The organism is Micrococcus sp. 63XJN7_6_ISO-PGPR-S23-444 (assembly GCF_058072765.1).
On the sequence record NZ_CM176516.1, the window covers coordinates 534,767 to 550,471 of the forward strand.

At 71.4% G+C, this 15,705-nt stretch carries 14 protein-coding genes; 12 read left to right on the forward strand and 2 right to left on the reverse strand.

All coding sequences use genetic code 11. The annotated features are described in order from the left end of the window. Positions 1 to 7: 7 nt before the first annotated feature. Entirely contained in the window at positions 8 to 1,102 is a 1,095-nt protein-coding gene (locus AC3RJ9_RS02455; protein ID WP_489727683.1) for a PqqD family peptide modification chaperone, read from the reverse strand. 200 nt (positions 1,103 to 1,302) lie between these two features. Between AC3RJ9_RS02455 and AC3RJ9_RS02460 the strand changes: the two genes are divergently transcribed. Genes AC3RJ9_RS02460 through AC3RJ9_RS02505 form a run of 10 tightly spaced genes read left to right on the forward strand, consistent with a single transcriptional unit; the run spans position 1,303 to position 12,838 of the window. Next, positions 1,303 to 2,226: a glycosyltransferase family 2 protein gene (locus tag AC3RJ9_RS02460; RefSeq protein ID WP_203552657.1), complete on the forward strand. Its 924-nt coding sequence runs from the start codon at positions 1,303 to 1,305 to the stop codon at positions 2,224 to 2,226. Beyond that, positions 2,223 to 3,284 carry a CgeB family protein gene (locus AC3RJ9_RS02465; RefSeq protein ID WP_203552656.1) on the forward strand — a complete coding sequence of 354 codons (1,062 nt, stop codon included), beginning with the start codon at positions 2,223 to 2,225 and terminating at the stop codon, positions 3,282 to 3,284. Before AC3RJ9_RS02460 ends, AC3RJ9_RS02465 begins: the two co-directional genes overlap by 4 nt. Then, entirely contained in the window at positions 3,281 to 4,402 is a 1,122-nt protein-coding gene (locus tag AC3RJ9_RS02470) for an RNA-binding protein (protein WP_203552655.1), read from the forward strand. Before AC3RJ9_RS02465 ends, AC3RJ9_RS02470 begins: the two co-directional genes overlap by 4 nt. Then, complete coding sequence (locus tag AC3RJ9_RS02475) at positions 4,399 to 5,190, forward strand: acylneuraminate cytidylyltransferase family protein (protein ID WP_203552654.1); 792 nt, start codon at positions 4,399 to 4,401, stop codon at positions 5,188 to 5,190. The genes AC3RJ9_RS02470 and AC3RJ9_RS02475 overlap by 4 nt, the downstream gene beginning before the upstream one ends. Continuing rightward, the gene (locus AC3RJ9_RS02480) at positions 5,187 to 7,430 is read left to right on the forward strand and encodes an N-acetylneuraminate synthase family protein (protein WP_489727684.1); all 2,244 of its coding nucleotides are present in this window, start codon (positions 5,187 to 5,189) and stop codon (positions 7,428 to 7,430) included. Before AC3RJ9_RS02475 ends, AC3RJ9_RS02480 begins: the two co-directional genes overlap by 4 nt. Beyond that, positions 7,421 to 8,560, forward strand: coding sequence for a glycosyltransferase (locus AC3RJ9_RS02485; RefSeq protein ID WP_489727685.1), 1,140 nt, complete (start codon positions 7,421 to 7,423; stop codon positions 8,558 to 8,560). Before AC3RJ9_RS02480 ends, AC3RJ9_RS02485 begins: the two co-directional genes overlap by 10 nt. After that, positions 8,557 to 9,702, forward strand: a complete 1,146-nt coding sequence (locus tag AC3RJ9_RS02490) for an acyltransferase family protein (protein WP_217565217.1) — start codon at positions 8,557 to 8,559, stop codon at positions 9,700 to 9,702. The genes AC3RJ9_RS02485 and AC3RJ9_RS02490 overlap by 4 nt, the downstream gene beginning before the upstream one ends. Then, entirely contained in the window at positions 9,699 to 10,736 is a 1,038-nt protein-coding gene (locus AC3RJ9_RS02495; protein WP_217565218.1) for a glycosyltransferase family 4 protein, read from the forward strand. The genes AC3RJ9_RS02490 and AC3RJ9_RS02495 overlap by 4 nt, the downstream gene beginning before the upstream one ends. Positions 10,737 to 10,752: 16 nt before the next feature. Continuing rightward, positions 10,753 to 11,715: a glycosyltransferase family 2 protein gene (locus AC3RJ9_RS02500; RefSeq protein ID WP_217565219.1), complete on the forward strand. Its 963-nt coding sequence runs from the start codon at positions 10,753 to 10,755 to the stop codon at positions 11,713 to 11,715. 10 nt (positions 11,716 to 11,725) lie between these two features. Further along, on the forward strand, positions 11,726 to 12,838 hold the full coding sequence (locus AC3RJ9_RS02505) for a glycosyltransferase (RefSeq protein ID WP_489727686.1): 1,113 nt from the start codon (positions 11,726 to 11,728) through the stop codon (positions 12,836 to 12,838). Between the two features lie 36 nt (positions 12,839 to 12,874). Here AC3RJ9_RS02505 and AC3RJ9_RS02510 read toward each other — a convergent pair whose 3' ends face one another. Further along, positions 12,875 to 13,720: a glycosyltransferase family 2 protein gene (locus tag AC3RJ9_RS02510; protein WP_489727687.1), complete on the reverse strand. Its 846-nt coding sequence runs from the start codon at positions 13,718 to 13,720 to the stop codon at positions 12,875 to 12,877. Between the two features lie 196 nt (positions 13,721 to 13,916). Here AC3RJ9_RS02510 and AC3RJ9_RS02515 point away from each other — a divergent pair, with 196 nt between their 5' ends. Further along, positions 13,917 to 14,801 carry a glycosyltransferase family 2 protein gene (locus tag AC3RJ9_RS02515; RefSeq protein ID WP_489727688.1) on the forward strand — a complete coding sequence of 295 codons (885 nt, stop codon included), beginning with the start codon at positions 13,917 to 13,919 and terminating at the stop codon, positions 14,799 to 14,801. After that, on the forward strand, positions 14,798 to 15,556 hold the full coding sequence (locus AC3RJ9_RS02520; RefSeq protein ID WP_489727689.1) for a glycosyltransferase family 2 protein: 759 nt from the start codon (positions 14,798 to 14,800) through the stop codon (positions 15,554 to 15,556). Before AC3RJ9_RS02515 ends, AC3RJ9_RS02520 begins: the two co-directional genes overlap by 4 nt. Positions 15,557 to 15,705 lie beyond the last annotated feature (149 nt).

The following is a 15,705-nucleotide window of genomic DNA, read 5'->3' on the forward strand; positions in this document are numbered from 1 at the left end:
TGCCGGCTCAGCCGGCCGTGGCCAGCTGCGCGGTGACCAGGGCGTCCATCGCCTCGTGCACCCGGGCCTCGGCGTCCTCGGGCACGGGTCCTTCGGTGCGGAGGCGGGCCACCACGTCGGCGGCCGTCCGCGGCTCGTCCAGCAGGAGCCAGACGGACGGGCCCAGACCTTCGAGCACGACCAGGCGGTCCGAGGCGAGCAGGACCAGGCGGCCGCTGTCGGTCAGGATGCCGTCGTCGACGGCGCAGCGGGACACCGCGCCCGGGGTTGCCACTCCGACCGAGGCCCGCAGCTCTTCCTCGGTGAGCGCCTCCCAGGCGGGGGTGACGGGCGTGGGCGGGGCCGCCAGGAGGCCGTCGACGACATCCCGCAGGTCCTCCGCTTCGGCGTAGACCAGGCGTTGGGCGCCGCCGACCGCGTCGAGGACGCGGCAGAGCGTCACGAGACCGCGGGGGAGCAGGGAGAGGGAGGAGGTCTGGGGGACGAGCGCCGCGAGCGCGGCCACGAGTTCTATGGCCTCCGCTCGCGGCGTCACCGGGCCTGCCGGATCCCGCACGCGGTCCAGCACGGCGATCCGGGCCAGCCGGGCGTCGGGGAGGGTCGGACCGAGACCGAGGTCGTCCGGGCCTCGCTGGGTCTTCGGGCGCACCCCCCGTGACCCCAGCAGGGACAGCGGTTTGGGGTAGGGCGTGACGGTCAGGCCGTCTGGTGCGATGATCGCCGTCTCGTCGGTGAGGTAGGCGAAATGGGGTCCCAGCCGGCGCGTGGCCGTCGTCTTGCCCGTCCCGGACGCCGCCACCAGGACGATCGCCGCCCCGGTGTCCGGTGCGGCGAGGCACGCGGCATGGAACATCAGGTGGGTGCCGCGGGCGGACTCGATCGCCCGCGAGGTCGCCAGGGACACCAGGTCCTCGTGCCACTGGAGCCACGGACGCGCGGTGTCGGCGTCGCGATGCGCATCGGCGTGGGCGGGCGGCTCCACGACCTCCACACCGCACCGGGTCCAGGACGCGATGACCTCCGCGCGCTCGTCTCCTGTGAGGCCGCTCACCGTCACGGCATCGAGACCGGTGCCGATGCGCAACGCGGTGGTCTCGCTCATGGCTTCGTCCTCCCCCTGGGCGCCGGGCATGGCTCACCCTTTCCATCCCGTGGCTGTCCGGTCAGTGTACTGAGAGCCGTGCGGGCGGCCATGGCGCCGCCCCACCGGCTGGCACGGGTCTTCGCCAGAGCCTCCCTATACTCGACACAGGTTCTCGGGCGCTGAGTGCGCCGTCCATCCGAGCTGAGGGAGGAGCCCGCATGGCAGCCCAGTCGCCCACGGCGGCGGTGACCGTGGTGATCCCGCACTACGGCGATCCGGCCCCCACCCTCGCCCTCGTCGACCGCCTGCTGAGCGATCCCGGAGACGCGCTGGCCGCCGTCGTGGTCTCGGACGACGCCTCGGCCACCCCGTACCCCGAGGCGCACGATCCGCGTCTGACCGTGGTGCGCCGCGAGCGCAACGGCGGCTTCGGGGCGAACGTGAACACCGGCCTGGCCGCGGTCACCACCGAGCTGGCCCTGGTCCTCAACTCGGACGCCGAGATCACGGGGGCGCAGATCGACGCTCTGGTGGCGGCGGCCGCTCCGTATCAGCCGGCCGTGGTCAGCCCGCAGGTCGTCAACGAGGACGGCACGCCGCAGTGGTCCGGGCGGCACTTCCCGACGGTCCTGCACCAGACCGTCGAGTGGCTGACTCCGCTGGCCCGCTTCCGTCACCTGGACGTGCTTCACGAGGCCGTGGGGCACGACGTCGCGGCGGCCCGGTCCGCCTCGCCCGTGGCGGTCGACTGGGTGATGGGCGCCGTGCTGCTCCTGCCGATGGCGCAGGTCCGCGCCGCCGGCGGGTTCGACGAGGAGTACTTCATGAATTCCGAGGAGGTCGACCTGCAGCGCCGCCTGCGCGAGCGCGGCGTGCCGTCGATCGTGGTCCCGGCCGTCCGTGTGCCGCACGGGCTGCACGGCTCCTCGGATCCGCTGCGCCGACGCGGCTGGCTGGTGGACTCCCGGTACCGCTACGCCCGGAAGTTCGGTCACCCCCGGGTCCTCAAGGCCGCGCTCACCGCGGCGACGGGGGCGAACTTCGCCGTGAACGCGCTCCGGCAGGCCCGGGGTGTGGACGTGGACGCCCGCGCCGTGCTCCGGGACGAGCACGCGCTGGTCTGGAGGGGGCAGCGCCGATGAGCGCCACCGGCTACACCGTGCCCGCGCCGCCCGACGCGCGGGGCGGCCGCTCACCGGAACGGCTGTTCCTCGTCTCGCCGGCGTTCCACGGCTACCACCGCTCCATCGCGGCGGCGTGGGCGGCCCAGGGCTTCGACGTCACGGTGCACTGCTACGACGCCTACGCCACGCTCGGCATGAAGCTGCGGAACAAGGGGCTGCTCGAGCTGCCGCAGAAGGCGGGCGTGGACCGCACGGCCGCGCGGGTCGCCTGGGACACCGGGCGGGCCGTGGCCGCGCTGCGCGACGCACGGCCGGACCGCGTGCTCGTCATCAAGGGGGACTCGCTGGGCGAGGACTTCTGGTCCGCGATCCTCGAGGCGGGCCTGCCCCGCATGCTCTGGCTGTACGACGACCTCGCGCGGCACGACTACTCGATGGAGTTCCTGCGCTCCGTCGGGCCGGTGCTCAGCTACGCCCGCTCCGAGGCCGAGCTGCTGGCCGGCGAGGGTGTGGACGCCCACTACATGCCCAACGGTTTCGACCCGGCGATGGCGTTGCCCCAGGTGCCGCGGCGTGACGAACTGGTCTTCGTGGGCTCGCGCTACCCGAATCGCGTGGAGCTGCTCACTCGCCTGGCCGCGGCCGGGGTGCCGGTGCGCGCCTACGGGCGTCAGTGGAGCCACCACCCGGTGGACCGCCTGCGCACGTGGGAGCTGACCCGGCCGGACCTGCCGGCCGAACGGGACATCCCCCTCGAGGAGGCGTACGCCGTGCAGGCGGCCGCCGCGGGCGCCATCAACATCCACGGCCTGCAGGCCGGCCACGCGATGCGGACCTTCGAGGTGCCCGGCATGGGCGGACTCCAGCTCGTCGATCGGGCCGACGTGGCCGAGTTCTACGTCCCGGACGAGGAGGTGCTCGTCTTCGAGGACGCGGACCACCTCATCGAGCTGGGCCGCCGCATCGTCGCGGACCCCGCCTGGGGAGCGCGCATCCGAGAGGCCGGCCGCCGCCGGTCGCACGCGGAGCACACATTCGCGCACCGGGCGGCCATGGCCCAGGGGTGGTGGGCATGACCGATGCGCCCCTCTTCTGGCGCTCCGAGGACCTGCCGCGCTGGCACGCGTGGCAGCGCGCCCAGTGGCCGCTGACCCGGCGGGCCGCGGACACCGCGCGCTCGACCGTGCGCGGCGTGGCCGGCGCCCTGACACGCCGCCGGTCCACCGGCGACGACGTCCCGCGCCTGCTCCTGCCGGCGGGGGACGTGCACACCCTCGTCGCCCTGGAGTCCTTCGGCCCCACGCAGCTGGCCGCGCTGGCCTCGCCCGTGGCCGCCCTGGCCACGGTGCGGCCGGAGGCAGCCGCCGGGGTCGGCTGGGTGCTGCCCGCCGGTGACGCACCCGCCCTGCCCGGGGCCGCGGGCCACCGGGAGCACGCCGCCACCGCCGACGTCGTGAGGGATCGCCTGTCCGGGCTCCGCCGCGTCCTGGTGGCGGGGGAGTACCTGCCCTCGGGTCGCGCCGCCGTGCGCTGGGCCCGGCAGCGGGGGGCGCGCATCGGCGTCGTCCAGCACGGGCTGCTGGCCGTGTCCACGCCGCCCGTCCCGCAGGACGCCACCCTGTACGCCTTCACGAGCGCGGACGCGGACTGGTGGGCCCAGGGCCGCGCCGATGTGGAGGCCGTCCCGGTGGGCTCGGCGCTGCTGGAGCAGGCCCGCCGGGCCGCGCCCGCGCTCTCGGGTGCCGGGGAAGACGGCCCCGGGGTGTTCCTCGGCCAGCTGCACGGCGCCGAGCTGCCCCGCCGGGACTTCGCCGCGGCCGCCGAACAGTACGTGCGGGCCACCGGCGCCGCCTACCGCCCCCACCCGGCCGAGCGGGACCGCCTCTCCCGCGGCCAGCACGCGGCCTGGCGCAGGGCCGGCGTGCGGATCGACGACGTCGGCGCGCCCCTCGTCGCCACCCGCGGTCCCGTGGCCGCCGTCTTCTCCACCGGGATCCTCGAGGCCGCGCAGGCCGGCAGACCCGCGTGGGCCGTCCACCCGGACCCGCCCGCCTGGCTGGAGGGGTTCTGGCAGCGATACGGCATGACCCGGTGGCGACCCGGCCGCACCCCGGAGCCCACCCCGCCCCTGGCCTCGCCGACCGCGGACCCCGCGGCCGCGATCGCCGAGCACGTCTGGAAGGAGTCCGCGTGAGCATCCTGTGCGTCATCCCCGTGCGCGGCGGGTCCCGGGGGCTGCCCGGCAAGAACATCCGCCTCCTCGGCGGCCACCCGCTCGTCGCCTGGACCATCCAGGCCGCCCTCGAGGCGGAGGAGGACCTGCACGTGGTGGTCTCCACGGACTCGGCGGAGATCGCCGAGGTCGCCCTCCGCTACGGCGCGGACGTCCCGGGCCTGCGCCCGGCCCACCTGGCGCAGGACTCGACCCCCACCGAGCCCGTGATCGAGCACGTGCTCGCGGCCGAGCGCGCGGCCGGCGTCGAACCCGAGGGCGTGATGCTGCTCCAGGCCACCAGCCCGCTGCGCCTGCCCGGCACCCTGGACCGCGCCGTGCGGCAGTTCCGGGACACGGGGGTGGACTCGCTGGTCGGCGTCGTCCCGGTGTCCCCGTTCCTGTGGCGCCACGCCGAGGACCCCGACGGGGAGCCGATCCCGGACTTCGACGTCACGGCGCGCAAGCGCCGGCAGGACATGTCGCGCGCCGACCTGCGGTTCCGCGAGAACGGGTCCCTCTACGTGACGCGCCCCTGGGTCTATGACCGGCTGCACAACCGGCTCGGCGGCCGGATCGGCATGCTGGAGCTCGACGACCTCGAGGGCGTGGACATCGACACCGAGCTGGACTTCGCCCTGGCCGAGCAGCAGATGGACCAGTACCTGGCGGTCCACAAGGTGCTCCGGCACCGCTCCGACCTCGGTGCCCCGCGCACCGCCGAGACCCCCACCACCGGCCCGAACCGCACCCCCGGAGGCGCGCAGTGATCATCGAACGCAGGCTCACCCCCTACCTCGTCTTCCCCGAGGACTCGCTCCTGGCCGCCCTGCAGAAGATGACCGACATCCGCGAGCGCGCTGTGTTCGTGGTCGACTCCCACGGCTTCCTCGTCGGCTCCCTGACGGACGGGGACGTGCGCCGCTGGCTCGTGGCGCATCCGGAGGTGTCGCTGGATGTGGCCGCGGCCGACGTCGCCCATCGCGACCCGGTGACGGCGCCCCTGGGCGCCTCCCCGGCCGAGATGCGCGAGGCCCTGCCCACCGGGGCGCTGCACCTGCCGCTGCTGGACGAGCGCGGCCGTCTGACGGCCCTGGCGATCAACCGGGAGGCGGAGCTGCGGATCGGCGGGCACCGGATCGGGGAGGGCCACCCGGCGTTCCTGATCGCGGAGATCGGCAACAACCACCAGGGTGATGTGGACCTGGCCCGCCGTCTCGTGGACCTGGCCGTCGAGGCGGGCGCGGACGCCGTGAAGTTCCAGCTGCGGGACATGGACGCCCTGTACCGGCAGTCCGGCGCGGCCACCGCCGGTGAGGACCTGGGAGCCCAGCGCACCCTGGACGAGCTGGCCAAGTTCTCGCTCTCCGCCGCGGACATGGTGCGGGTGTTCGACCACGTCCGGGACGCCGGCGTCGCCCTGATGTGCACCCCGTGGGACGCCCCGTCCATGCGGGTGCTGCGCGAGTACCCGGTGGACGGCGTGAAGATCGCCTCCGCGGATCTGACGAACCACGGTCTGCTGCGGGACGCGGCCGCCTCTGGCCTGCCGATGGTGCTCTCCACCGGCATGTCCCGGGAGGAGGAGATCCGCGAGGCGGCGGCCCTGGTGCGCTCCTTCGGCGTCCCCTTCGCGATGCTGCACGCCCAGTCCACCTACCCCGCCCCCTACAAGGACGTGAATCTGGCCTACCTGGACCGGCTCGCGGAGATCGCGCAGACGCCGGTGGGCTACTCGGGCCACGAGCGCGGCTTCCACGTGGCCCTGGCCGCGGTGGCCCGGGGCGCTGCGATCATCGAGAAGCACTTCACCGTGGACCGGGGGCTCGAGGGCAACGACCACAAGGTCTCCCTGCTGCCGGAGGAGTTCGCGCAGATGGTGCGGCAGACCCGGGACATCGAGGAGTCGATCGGCGTCGGGACCGAGCGCGTGGTCTCCACGGGCGAGGCGATGAACCGCATCAACCTGGCCAAGTCCCTGGTGGCGGCCCGTCCGCTGCGGGCCGGCGTCACGATCACCGCCGACGACGTGACCGTGAAGTCCCCGGGCCGCGGCCTGCAGCCCAACGAGCTGCCGCGTCTGGTCGGCCGCACGCTGCACCGCGAGATGGCCGAGGGCGACTTCTTCTTCGCCGGCGACCTCACCGACACGGTGCCCACCGGGCGCCAGTTCCAGTTCCGGCGCCCCTGGGGCCTGCCGGTGCGCTACCACGACGTCGAGGCGCTGACGAAGGACTGCACCCCGGACTTCCTGGAGTTCCACTTCTCCTACAAGGACCTCGAGATCGACATCGACTCGGTGTTCAGCGAGCCCATGCCGATGGGCTTCACCACGCACCTGCCGGACATCTTCTCCGGTGACTTCCTCGTGGATCTGGCCAGCGACGACGACGCCGTGTGGGAGCGCTCGATCGCCGAGGTGCAGCGCACGATCGACATCACCCGGGACCTGAAGCGCTGGTTCCCGAACGAGGAGGAGCCCATCATGGTCATCACCATGGGCGGGTTCACCCTGGACCGGCACATCCGCCCGGAGGAGCGGCTGCCGAAGTACGAGCGCATCGCCGAGGCCGTGAAGCGCCTGGACACCTCCGGCATCCGGATCGCCGCGCAGACGCTGCCGCCGTTCCCGTGGCTGATGGGCGGTCAGCAGTACCACAACCTCTTCATGGACCCGGACGACACCGTGGCCTTCGTGGAGGCCACGGGGGTGCCCCTGTGCCTGGACATCTCCCACTCCAAGCTCTCGGCCACGTTCCTGGGGATCCCCTTCTCCGAGATGGTGGAGAAGCTGGCCCCGCACACCATCCACCTGCACCTCGTGGACGCCACCGGTGTGGACGGGGAGGGGCCGCAGATCGGAGAGGGCGACGTCGACTGGCCCGTGCTGTGCGAGCAGCTGGACCGCCTGGCCCCCGGGGTGAGCTTCATCCCGGAGATCTGGCAGGGCCACATCAACAACGGCGAGGGCTTCTGGACGGCCCTGGACCGCCTGGAGCAGTGGCTGTGATCCCCGAGGCCGCGACGACCACTCCGGCCCCGCTGACGCTCTGGGTGGTGCCCGTCGCCGACCTCGGCGGCGTGGCCCGGCACGTCCTCGACGTCGCGCGCGTGGGCCTGCCCGGCCTGCGTCTGGCGGTGCTCTGCCCCGAGGGGCCGCTCGCCGAGCGCCTGCGCGAGCAGGGCGCGGCGGTGTTCACCGGGGACGTCGGGCCCGACGCCGGCCTGGCCGCCTCGGTGCGGACGCTCCGGACGGCGGTGCGCACCCTGCGCCCGGCCGCGGTCCACACGCACCTGGCCTACGCCGACCTCGCGGCCTTCACGGCGCTGGGCACGGGGCGGGCCCTGCGGCGGCCCGGTGCGCCGGCGCTGCTCAGCACCGAGCACGGGATCGCCCCGGACGACGGGCTGTACAACCGCGCCGCCGCGGCCCGGGTGAAGAACGCCGCGCACCGCGCCCGGCTGCGCGGCACGGACCTCGTGATCGCGGTGGCGCAGTCCACCGCGGACGTGCTCCGGCGTAAGTGGGGTGCGGGGGTGCCCCTCACCGTGGTGCGCAACGGCGTGGACGTGCCCGCGGTGCGGGCCGCGGCCGCGGGGCAGCGGCGCGCACCGGGGGAGGGGCTGCGGATCCTCTCCCTGTCCCGGCTGGCGCCCGAGAAGAACCTCGACCGGCTGATCGCCGCGCTGCCGGCCCTGCTGGAGCGGGACCCCGGGACGCGGTTGACGCTGGCCGGCGCTGGTCCCCTGGAGGGGGAGCTGCGCGCCCAGGCCGAGGCGCTCGGTGTCGCGGAGGCGGTCGACCTGCCCGGCTTCGTGGAGCCGTGGGGCGCCATGGCCGAGCACGACGTGCTGGTGCAGCTCTCCGCGTGGGAGAACCTCAGCTACACCCTGCTCGACGCCGCGGCCGCCGGCCTGCCCGCCGTCGCCACGGACGTGGGCGGCAACGGGGAGATCCTGCCCCCCGAGCGCCTGGTCCGCGAGACCACGCCAGCGGCCATCGCCGACGCCGTCATGCGTGCCGCGGCCGACGGCCCGGGCGAGGTGCGCGTGGGCGACATGGAGACCATGGCCCGGGCGACCGCCGAGGCGACCCTCGAGGTGCTCGGGCGCCGGGTGGGGAAGGGCGGGCACCGATGACCGCGGCGAGCCCGAACGAGCCGGGGGCGGCCTCGGTGGCCCCGGCCGAGAAGCGAGTGCCGGGTCCCCGGTTCCGGGAGCTGGACGGTCTTCGGGGGATCGCGGCGCTGGCCGTGGTGTTCTCGCACTACACAGGCGCCCACAATTCGCACTATCCGCAGGATCCCGCCGCGTTCCACGACGCGGCCTGGGGTGCGGCGGGCGTGCAGCTGTTCTTCATCATCTCCGGGTTCGTCATCTTCATGTCCGCCCGGCGGGCCGACCGGCCGAGCGACTTCGCCATCTCCCGGGCCGCCCGGCTCTATCCGCCGTACTGGATCTCCCTGGTGTTCGCCGTGGTGCTGCTCCTGCTGCACCCGGTGCCCGGCTTCCCCTTCACGTGGGGCCAGGCCCTCGTCAACCTGACGATGGTCCAGCGGTGGGTCGGCGTGGACAACGTGGTGGACGTCTACTGGACGCTCGCGGTGGAGATGCAGTTCTACGTGATCATCCTGATCCTCCTGTATCTCACGCGCTGCCGCCTTTCGGACCGCGTGGTGCTGTGGGGGAGCCTCGCGTGGTCGGTGATCTCGTGGGCCGTGGTGTTGTTCACCGCGCCGCACGTGGGCTCGGACCCTCAGCGGGACCCCCTGTGGGTGAAGCTCCTCAACAACGCCACCGTGGCCGAGTACGCTCCGTTGTTCGTGCTGGGGATGGCCTTGTACATCGCGCGGCAGACGGGGCAGCACCGCGGCTGGGTCGCGGCGGCCGCGGTGTCCGCGGTGGGCAGCACGTTCGTCATGCGGGGGATGCCCTTGGCCCTCGAGGTCCTCGTGGTGGTGCTCCTCGCAGTCACGGTGATGCTGCGGGAGAGGACGTCCGTGCTGCTCCTGGCCCCTGTCCAGTGGTACGGGAAGATCAGCTATTCCCTCTACATCCTCCACGCCATCCCCGGATACATCCTCATCCACGCGCTCTGGCCGTATGTGGGCCGGAACATGGCCATGCTCGTGGCCTTGGCCGTGGTCTCCGTGCTCGCCTGGGCCCTGCAGAAGTACGGTGAGGAGGCACTCGGCAAGGCCGCCAAGCGGGGGCTGACCCGCGTCCGCTCCGTCGTGGACGCGCGGACCGGACATCCCCGATCCCTGGAGCCGGCCCGATGACCGGTCGCATCTGGATCCTGGCAAACCAGGGCGAAGTGGGTGGCGGCGAGGTGATGCTGCACCACCTCGCCACGGCCCTGCGCGAGCTCGGTCGGGACGTGGGCGTCGTGGCCCCGGCGCACCCGGCCGAGACCGCCGATCGCCTCGCCGCGGACGGCTTCGACGTGGCCCGCATGGGTGGGACCGGACGCCTGGGGTACCTGCGCGCTCTCCGGGCCTGGGACCGAGGCCGCGGCGGGGACGACGTCGTGTGGTGCAACGGGCTGCTGCCCGCCACCGCACTGGCCGGCCGGCGGCGCCGGATCGTGCACCTGCATCAGGTACCCGAGAAGCCGGTTCTGCGCGTGTTCTCCGCCCTGGCGCGTCCCGGTGCGCTCGCGGTCCTCGCGCCGTCCCGATTCGCGGCGGACCGCATCCGCGGGGCCCGCGTGCTCCACAACTGGGTTCCGGGTCCGACGACGCCGCAGGCAGGGCGGGCCCGCGATGCCGATGAGCCGGTGACCGTGGGATTCCTCGGCCGGCTGTCCGAGGACAAGGGCATCGTCACCCTGCTGGAGGCCGCCGCGCTGCTGCGGAAGACCGACGCGGGTGCTTTCGTGTTCCGCGTCGCGGGGGAGAGCCGGTTCGTGGCGGATGACGAAGCCGAGCGGCTCGCCACCGCCCTGAAGGCGGCGGGTGAGGACGTCCAGGTGCTCGGCTGGCAGGACACCGCCGAGTTCCTGGCTTCCGTGGACGTGCTGGCCGTTCCGTCTCATGTGGCGGAGTCATTCGGCCTCGTGGCGGCCGAGGCGATGGCCTCTGGGGTGCCCGTGGCGGTGTCGGAGGCGGGCGCACTACCGGAGGTGGTAGGCAACGATCACCCCTTCGTTGTTCCGCAGCGGGACGCTGCCGCGCTCGCGGACCGCCTGCAGGCCGTGCGCGCGGGCGATCTGGGCGCGGTGGCCCACTCCCAGCGGCGCCGCTGGGCGTCGCTGTTCTCACCTGAGGCCGGCCGCGCCGCCGTCGCCGAGCTCCTGGATGACTTGTCCCTATGACCCCCGCGGAGGACTCATGACCGAGACGCCCCTGACCCCCGGGGCCAGCGTGATCGTCCCCAGCCGGGGCGGTGCTCAGCGGTTGCCGCGCCTGATCGGCGCGCTCGCCGCGCAGGAGGACGCCCCGCCGTTCGAGGTCCACGTGGTCGTGGACGGGGATGTGGACGGGTCGGAAGCGGTGCTCGCGCAGTTGGCCGCGGAACACCCGGGCCTGGACCTGAGCTGGACCGTCTTCGGCGAGAACCGCGGACGGGTCGCCGCGCTCAACGCAGGTGCCGACGCGACGTCCGGCCGCATCCTCATCCGCGCGGACGACGATCTCGAGCCCGGACCCCACTACATCCGGGACCACGTGGCCGCGCACGCGGGCGGGCCTGGCGGGGTGATCGGATTGACGGCCAATGTCCTCCCGGACTCCGCCTATCAGCGCGTCTACGGTGACGCCCAGGACGAAGCGCACCGTCGCCATGCCTATGCCCTTCCGGCAGAGCAGCAGTGGCGGCACTGGGCGGGCAACGTGTCCGTCCCCCGCGCCCTCCACGAGGAGCTCGGCGGCTACGACCCCGACTACCGCCGCTATGGCTGGGAGGACGTGGACTTCGGCTACCGCCTCCACGTCGCCGGGTATCCGGTGGAGATCCGGCCGGAGCTGGAGACCCGTCACCACGCGGCGGCGGTCACCACCTACACCAAGGCGCGCCGGGCTCTGCATTCGGGGTCCGCCCGGCAGATCTTCATCGCCAAGCACAGGGCGGACGCACTCGGCGGGGACCGGGCCCCGGGCGGGCCGTGGGGCGCCGCTGTGCGGGCGGTGGCTGCTCTGAGCACGGAGCGCACGATCAAGTACAGCTCCGCCGTCCTCGAGCGTGCCGCTGCCGTGTTGCCAGCCCCGATCGCACGAAAGCTGATCGCCTTGCAGGTCGAAGCCGCCGCGGAGACCGGACGCACCCGGCCGGGGCGTGCCCGCCGACAGTTCTGAGGGGAGCACCATGACCGACATGACACGCGGCCGGATCGCCATCGCCCACGACTACCTCACTCAGAAGGGCGGGGCGGAGCGGGTGGTGCTCGCCCTGCACCGGATGTGGCCGGACGCGCCCATCTACACGACGTTCTACGACCCCGAGGGAACCTTCCCGGAGTTCAAGGACGTACGCATCATCACCTCACCCCTGAACCGGGTGGGGCTGCTGCGGAAGGACCCGCGGCGGGCACTGCCGCTGCTGCCCCTGGCCTCCTCGCTGATGCACGTGAAGGAGCCGATCGCCGTCGTCTCGACCTCCGGCTGGGCGCACGGATTCCGCTACGACGGCGCCACGCTCGTCTACTGCCACACGCCGGCGCGCTGGGTGTACCTGCTGGATGACTACCTGGGCGAGGGCGGCCGGGACAGCATCAAGGGCCGGATCGCCCGCGTGCTGCGCCCGGGTCTGCGCAGGTGGGACCGCGCGGCCGTCCGGCGTCGGTCACGCTATGTGGCCAACTCCACGGTGGTGAAGGAGCGGATCGACGACGTCTACGGGCTCGACGGCGTGGACCTGGTGTTCCCGCCGCACTCCGTGAGCACGGATGGCCCGCAGGAGCCGATCCCCGGTGCCGAGCGGTTGGCAGGGGACGGCTTCCTGCTGTCGGTCGCGCGGCTCATGCCGTACAAGCACGTGGACGTGGCCATCGAGGCCGCGGCCCGCGCGGGGCGACCGCTCGTGGTGATCGGCAAGGGCCCGGAGGAGGCCCAGCTACGCGCGATGGCGGGGGAGGACGTGGTGTTCGGCCAGGACCTCACTGACGCGCAGCTGCGCTGGGCGTACGCGCACGCGACGGCACTGATCGCCGCGAGCCACGAGGACTTCGGCATCACGCCACTCGAGGCGAGCGCGTGGGGCGTGCCCACCGTGGCACTGCGGGCCGGCGGCTACCTGGACACCATCGTGGAAGGCGTCAACGGGGTTTTCGTGGACGCCCCGACGGTGGATGCGGTGGCCGAGGGGGTGGAACGTCTGCTGGCGCATGACTGGGACCGGGCAGCGATGCAGTCGCACGCCGAACGGTTCTCCGAGGGCGCGTTCGCTCGGTGTATGCGTGATTTAGCCGGGGGCTGCTGAACACGGCCCTACTGGTGGTGAGCCGCGAATGGCGCCCTACCGACGGATCCAACGCTTGAACGTCCTCTTCGCGCGGTCGACATGGCGGTAGGAATGGCGGTAGTACGCCAACTGCGTCTCGGCCGCGTTCAACTGCTCGATGAGAGATACCTCTTCCCCCGTGTAGAGGTCAGAGTTCTCCGATCGGGCTAGTGCTTTCGCCCGCGTACTTTGCCGGACGTCGATGCGCCCCGCTGTGACTTGATGGTCGCCCAAATGCCGTCGCACGGTCGGTTCATCCAGGCTTTTGACGACGCCTCCGAGTCGAAGGATGCGCATCCAGAAGACCCAGTCCTCCCCCATGCTCAACCCCTCCGGGAACCCCCTGGCCATCTCCCAGGCTGACCGACGAAACAGTGATGCCGTGGCCAACAAGGAGTAATCACGCATGGATTCTCGAGTGACAGTCTCTTCAGGTGCTGGCTGGAGGGTCTCCACACCGCCGCATTCTTCATACGCGGCCCCCGTGACGATGGCGACGGTGTCATCCGTATCCATAACATCGGCCATCCTCCGCGGTGCCCACGGCAAAACCTCGTCGTCGCTATCCAGAGCGATGACGTAGGGGGTTGACAAGAGCGCAATCCCGGAGTTCCTCGCGGCGCTTACCCCTCCATTCGGCTGGCGGTGGACTGTGAACCCTTCGCGCCGGAGCTCGTCCAGTGCGGTGCGTGTGGCAGTGTTCGTGCTGCCGTCGTCCACGACGATGATCGAACCGCGGGATCCAAGGGCGACGTACGCGCTACGGGCCGCCTTCAAGACAAGTCCACCTGTGTTAAAGACTGGAATCACGATGCCGACTCGCTGCTCTATCGTGCCGCTGTCACAGGGGGACGTCACCATGACCACGAGTCTAGTGACTCGACACGACCCGTGGCGCGTGCGAGGCGTATCCAGGTGCAGTCGATTCAGATGTGAATCTGAGGGGCAGTGCCAATGACAACGTAGACTCATGACAGCGGTAGAAAAGCCCCGTCAGATGCCACTCGCGAAAGCTAAGTGGCTGGAACCCAGCCAATCCCGTAGGCAGGAGTGCTCCGTGAGCGAATCAGCCCCGTCTCGTGAGTCGCCCCCTGAGGGCGTGGACCGAGTCACCATCGTCATCCCGACTTTTAACGACGACCCGGAGCATCTTCGAACTTCGGTGGATTCAGCGGTGGTTCAGACATGGGGCAACCTGGAGGTCATAGTCGTCGACGATGGATCCACGCGCGAGGACACCAGGGGAGCCCTGGCACAACTGCCGGCCGAGGTCCGCGTAATTCGCCAGCCCAACGGAGGTGTCGGGTCGGCGAGGAACACGGGAATCGCCGCGGCATCGGGGGACATCATCGTCTGCTTGGACGCTGACGATCGGATCGACCCTCACTACGTCGCTGAGGCGGTCCGCACTTTGGGGCAGACGGGCACAGTGGTGGCATTCCCATTCTGCGTCACTTTCGGTGCCGTGGCTGGAGAGCAGCCGACCGCGCCTGAAGTAGATGCGGTCGATGCCTTGCGGGGGTCGGGCATCTTCCCCCCGTCAGCGTTCCGGAAGTCTCGCTGGGAGGAGATCGGGGGGTTCTATACGGGCGACCCTGCCGCTCAGGAGGACTGGGAATTCTGGACCCGCATGCTCCGCGACGGTGGCATCGCGCGCCGGGTTCCCTCGGCCGTCTTCCACTGGAGGATCCGCGAAAATTCTCGGAGTTCAATCGTGCATCTGGCCGCCACGCGTGCGGCGGTGGTGGAGGCCAACCACGGACACGAGGCCAAGATGCTCGCCATTGCTCTCAAAGCCCTCGACGAGGCACAGGCGAAGCTTGAGGTACAGAAGGCCGAGCTGGCCGTGTGGGGCCGGCGTACGGCTCCGGCGAGGGCGCTTGTTTCCCGGGCTCGTTGCGTGGGATCGAGAATCCGCACCCTGGTGGGCGGACGGCGATGAGCCACCCAGGTAGCGATCATCGCCCGTCCCAGAGCGAGAACCCGAGCGGGCGATTCTCGGTAGTCATCCCCACTCTTCAGCGGTCCGATGACCTCGATGCGATCGTGAAACAGTGCGCGGCGCACCCCTTGGTGTTTGAAGTTCTGGTTATCAACAACTCGCCGCGTCCTCTTGTGTGGGAGTCTGCGAAGGTCCGCGTCCTGCAGCAGGAACGCAACATCTACGTCAACCCAGCATGGAACCTCGGTGCCAGGGAAGCGCGGGGGGAATTCTTGGCTATCGTGAACGACGACGTGCGCTTCAATGACCTAGCCTTCGATCTCGCCGCGCGCGGGCTCCGCTGGTTTGGTGTAGTGGGCCCGGACCGTTCCTGTTTTTCCTTGGGCCGTTTGGAACATCCACGGTTGCGACTGGCCCGCCGGTCCACGACGCTATTCGGCTTCGGGACGTTTATGTGCATGCGGCGGGACAACTACCACCCTATTCCGGAGGAGATGCGCATCTGGGGCGGGGATGACTGGCTGATCCTGCAGCAGGGAAAACCTCCGGGAGTGCTCGTTGGTGTCCCGTTCGCCACCGAAATGGGGACCACTACGCAGTCCCCGGAAGCGCAACAGCTACGCACCGAAGAGCAAGCGGTCGCCGACCGCATCCTGCCGGATTTAGAGGGGACTCGGTGGTGGCATCGGTGGTTGCGCGGTGTGGAAATCCTGCGTGAGGGCCGTCATCGCCTAGCTGGGCTCACGCGTCGTTAACGCCGAAAGTCGGAGAGGTAGTATCCGTGATACTGACACCGTTAAAGAAGGCAAAGCACACCGCATACCTTTTAACAAAACGCGGTAACCGGGCCGCTCGCGCGGCCCGATTCATAGGTTTAGACGCTGCTGTTCGAATGGCGACTGTT

Excerpts from the sequence above, each read along its gene's own strand:
- AC3RJ9_RS02455 (WP_489727683.1), bottom strand. The coding sequence starts at position 1,102 with ATGAGCGAGACCACCGCGTTGCGCATCGGCACCGGTCTCGATGCCGTG.
- AC3RJ9_RS02460 (WP_203552657.1), top strand. The coding sequence starts at position 1,303 with ATGGCAGCCCAGTCGCCCACGGCGGCGGTGACCGTGGTGATCCCGCAC.
- AC3RJ9_RS02465 (WP_203552656.1), top strand. The coding sequence starts at position 2,223 with ATGAGCGCCACCGGCTACACCGTGCCCGCGCCGCCCGACGCGCGGGGC.
- AC3RJ9_RS02470 (WP_203552655.1), top strand. The coding sequence starts at position 3,281 with ATGACCGATGCGCCCCTCTTCTGGCGCTCCGAGGACCTGCCGCGCTGG.
- AC3RJ9_RS02490 (WP_217565217.1), top strand. The coding sequence starts at position 8,557 with ATGACCGCGGCGAGCCCGAACGAGCCGGGGGCGGCCTCGGTGGCCCCG.
- AC3RJ9_RS02495 (WP_217565218.1), top strand. The coding sequence starts at position 9,699 with ATGACCGGTCGCATCTGGATCCTGGCAAACCAGGGCGAAGTGGGTGGC.
- AC3RJ9_RS02500 (WP_217565219.1), top strand. The coding sequence starts at position 10,753 with ATGACCGAGACGCCCCTGACCCCCGGGGCCAGCGTGATCGTCCCCAGC.
- AC3RJ9_RS02505 (WP_489727686.1), top strand. The coding sequence starts at position 11,726 with ATGACCGACATGACACGCGGCCGGATCGCCATCGCCCACGACTACCTC.
- AC3RJ9_RS02510 (WP_489727687.1), bottom strand. The coding sequence starts at position 13,720 with ATGGTGACGTCCCCCTGTGACAGCGGCACGATAGAGCAGCGAGTCGGC.
- AC3RJ9_RS02520 (WP_489727689.1), top strand. The coding sequence starts at position 14,798 with ATGAGCCACCCAGGTAGCGATCATCGCCCGTCCCAGAGCGAGAACCCG.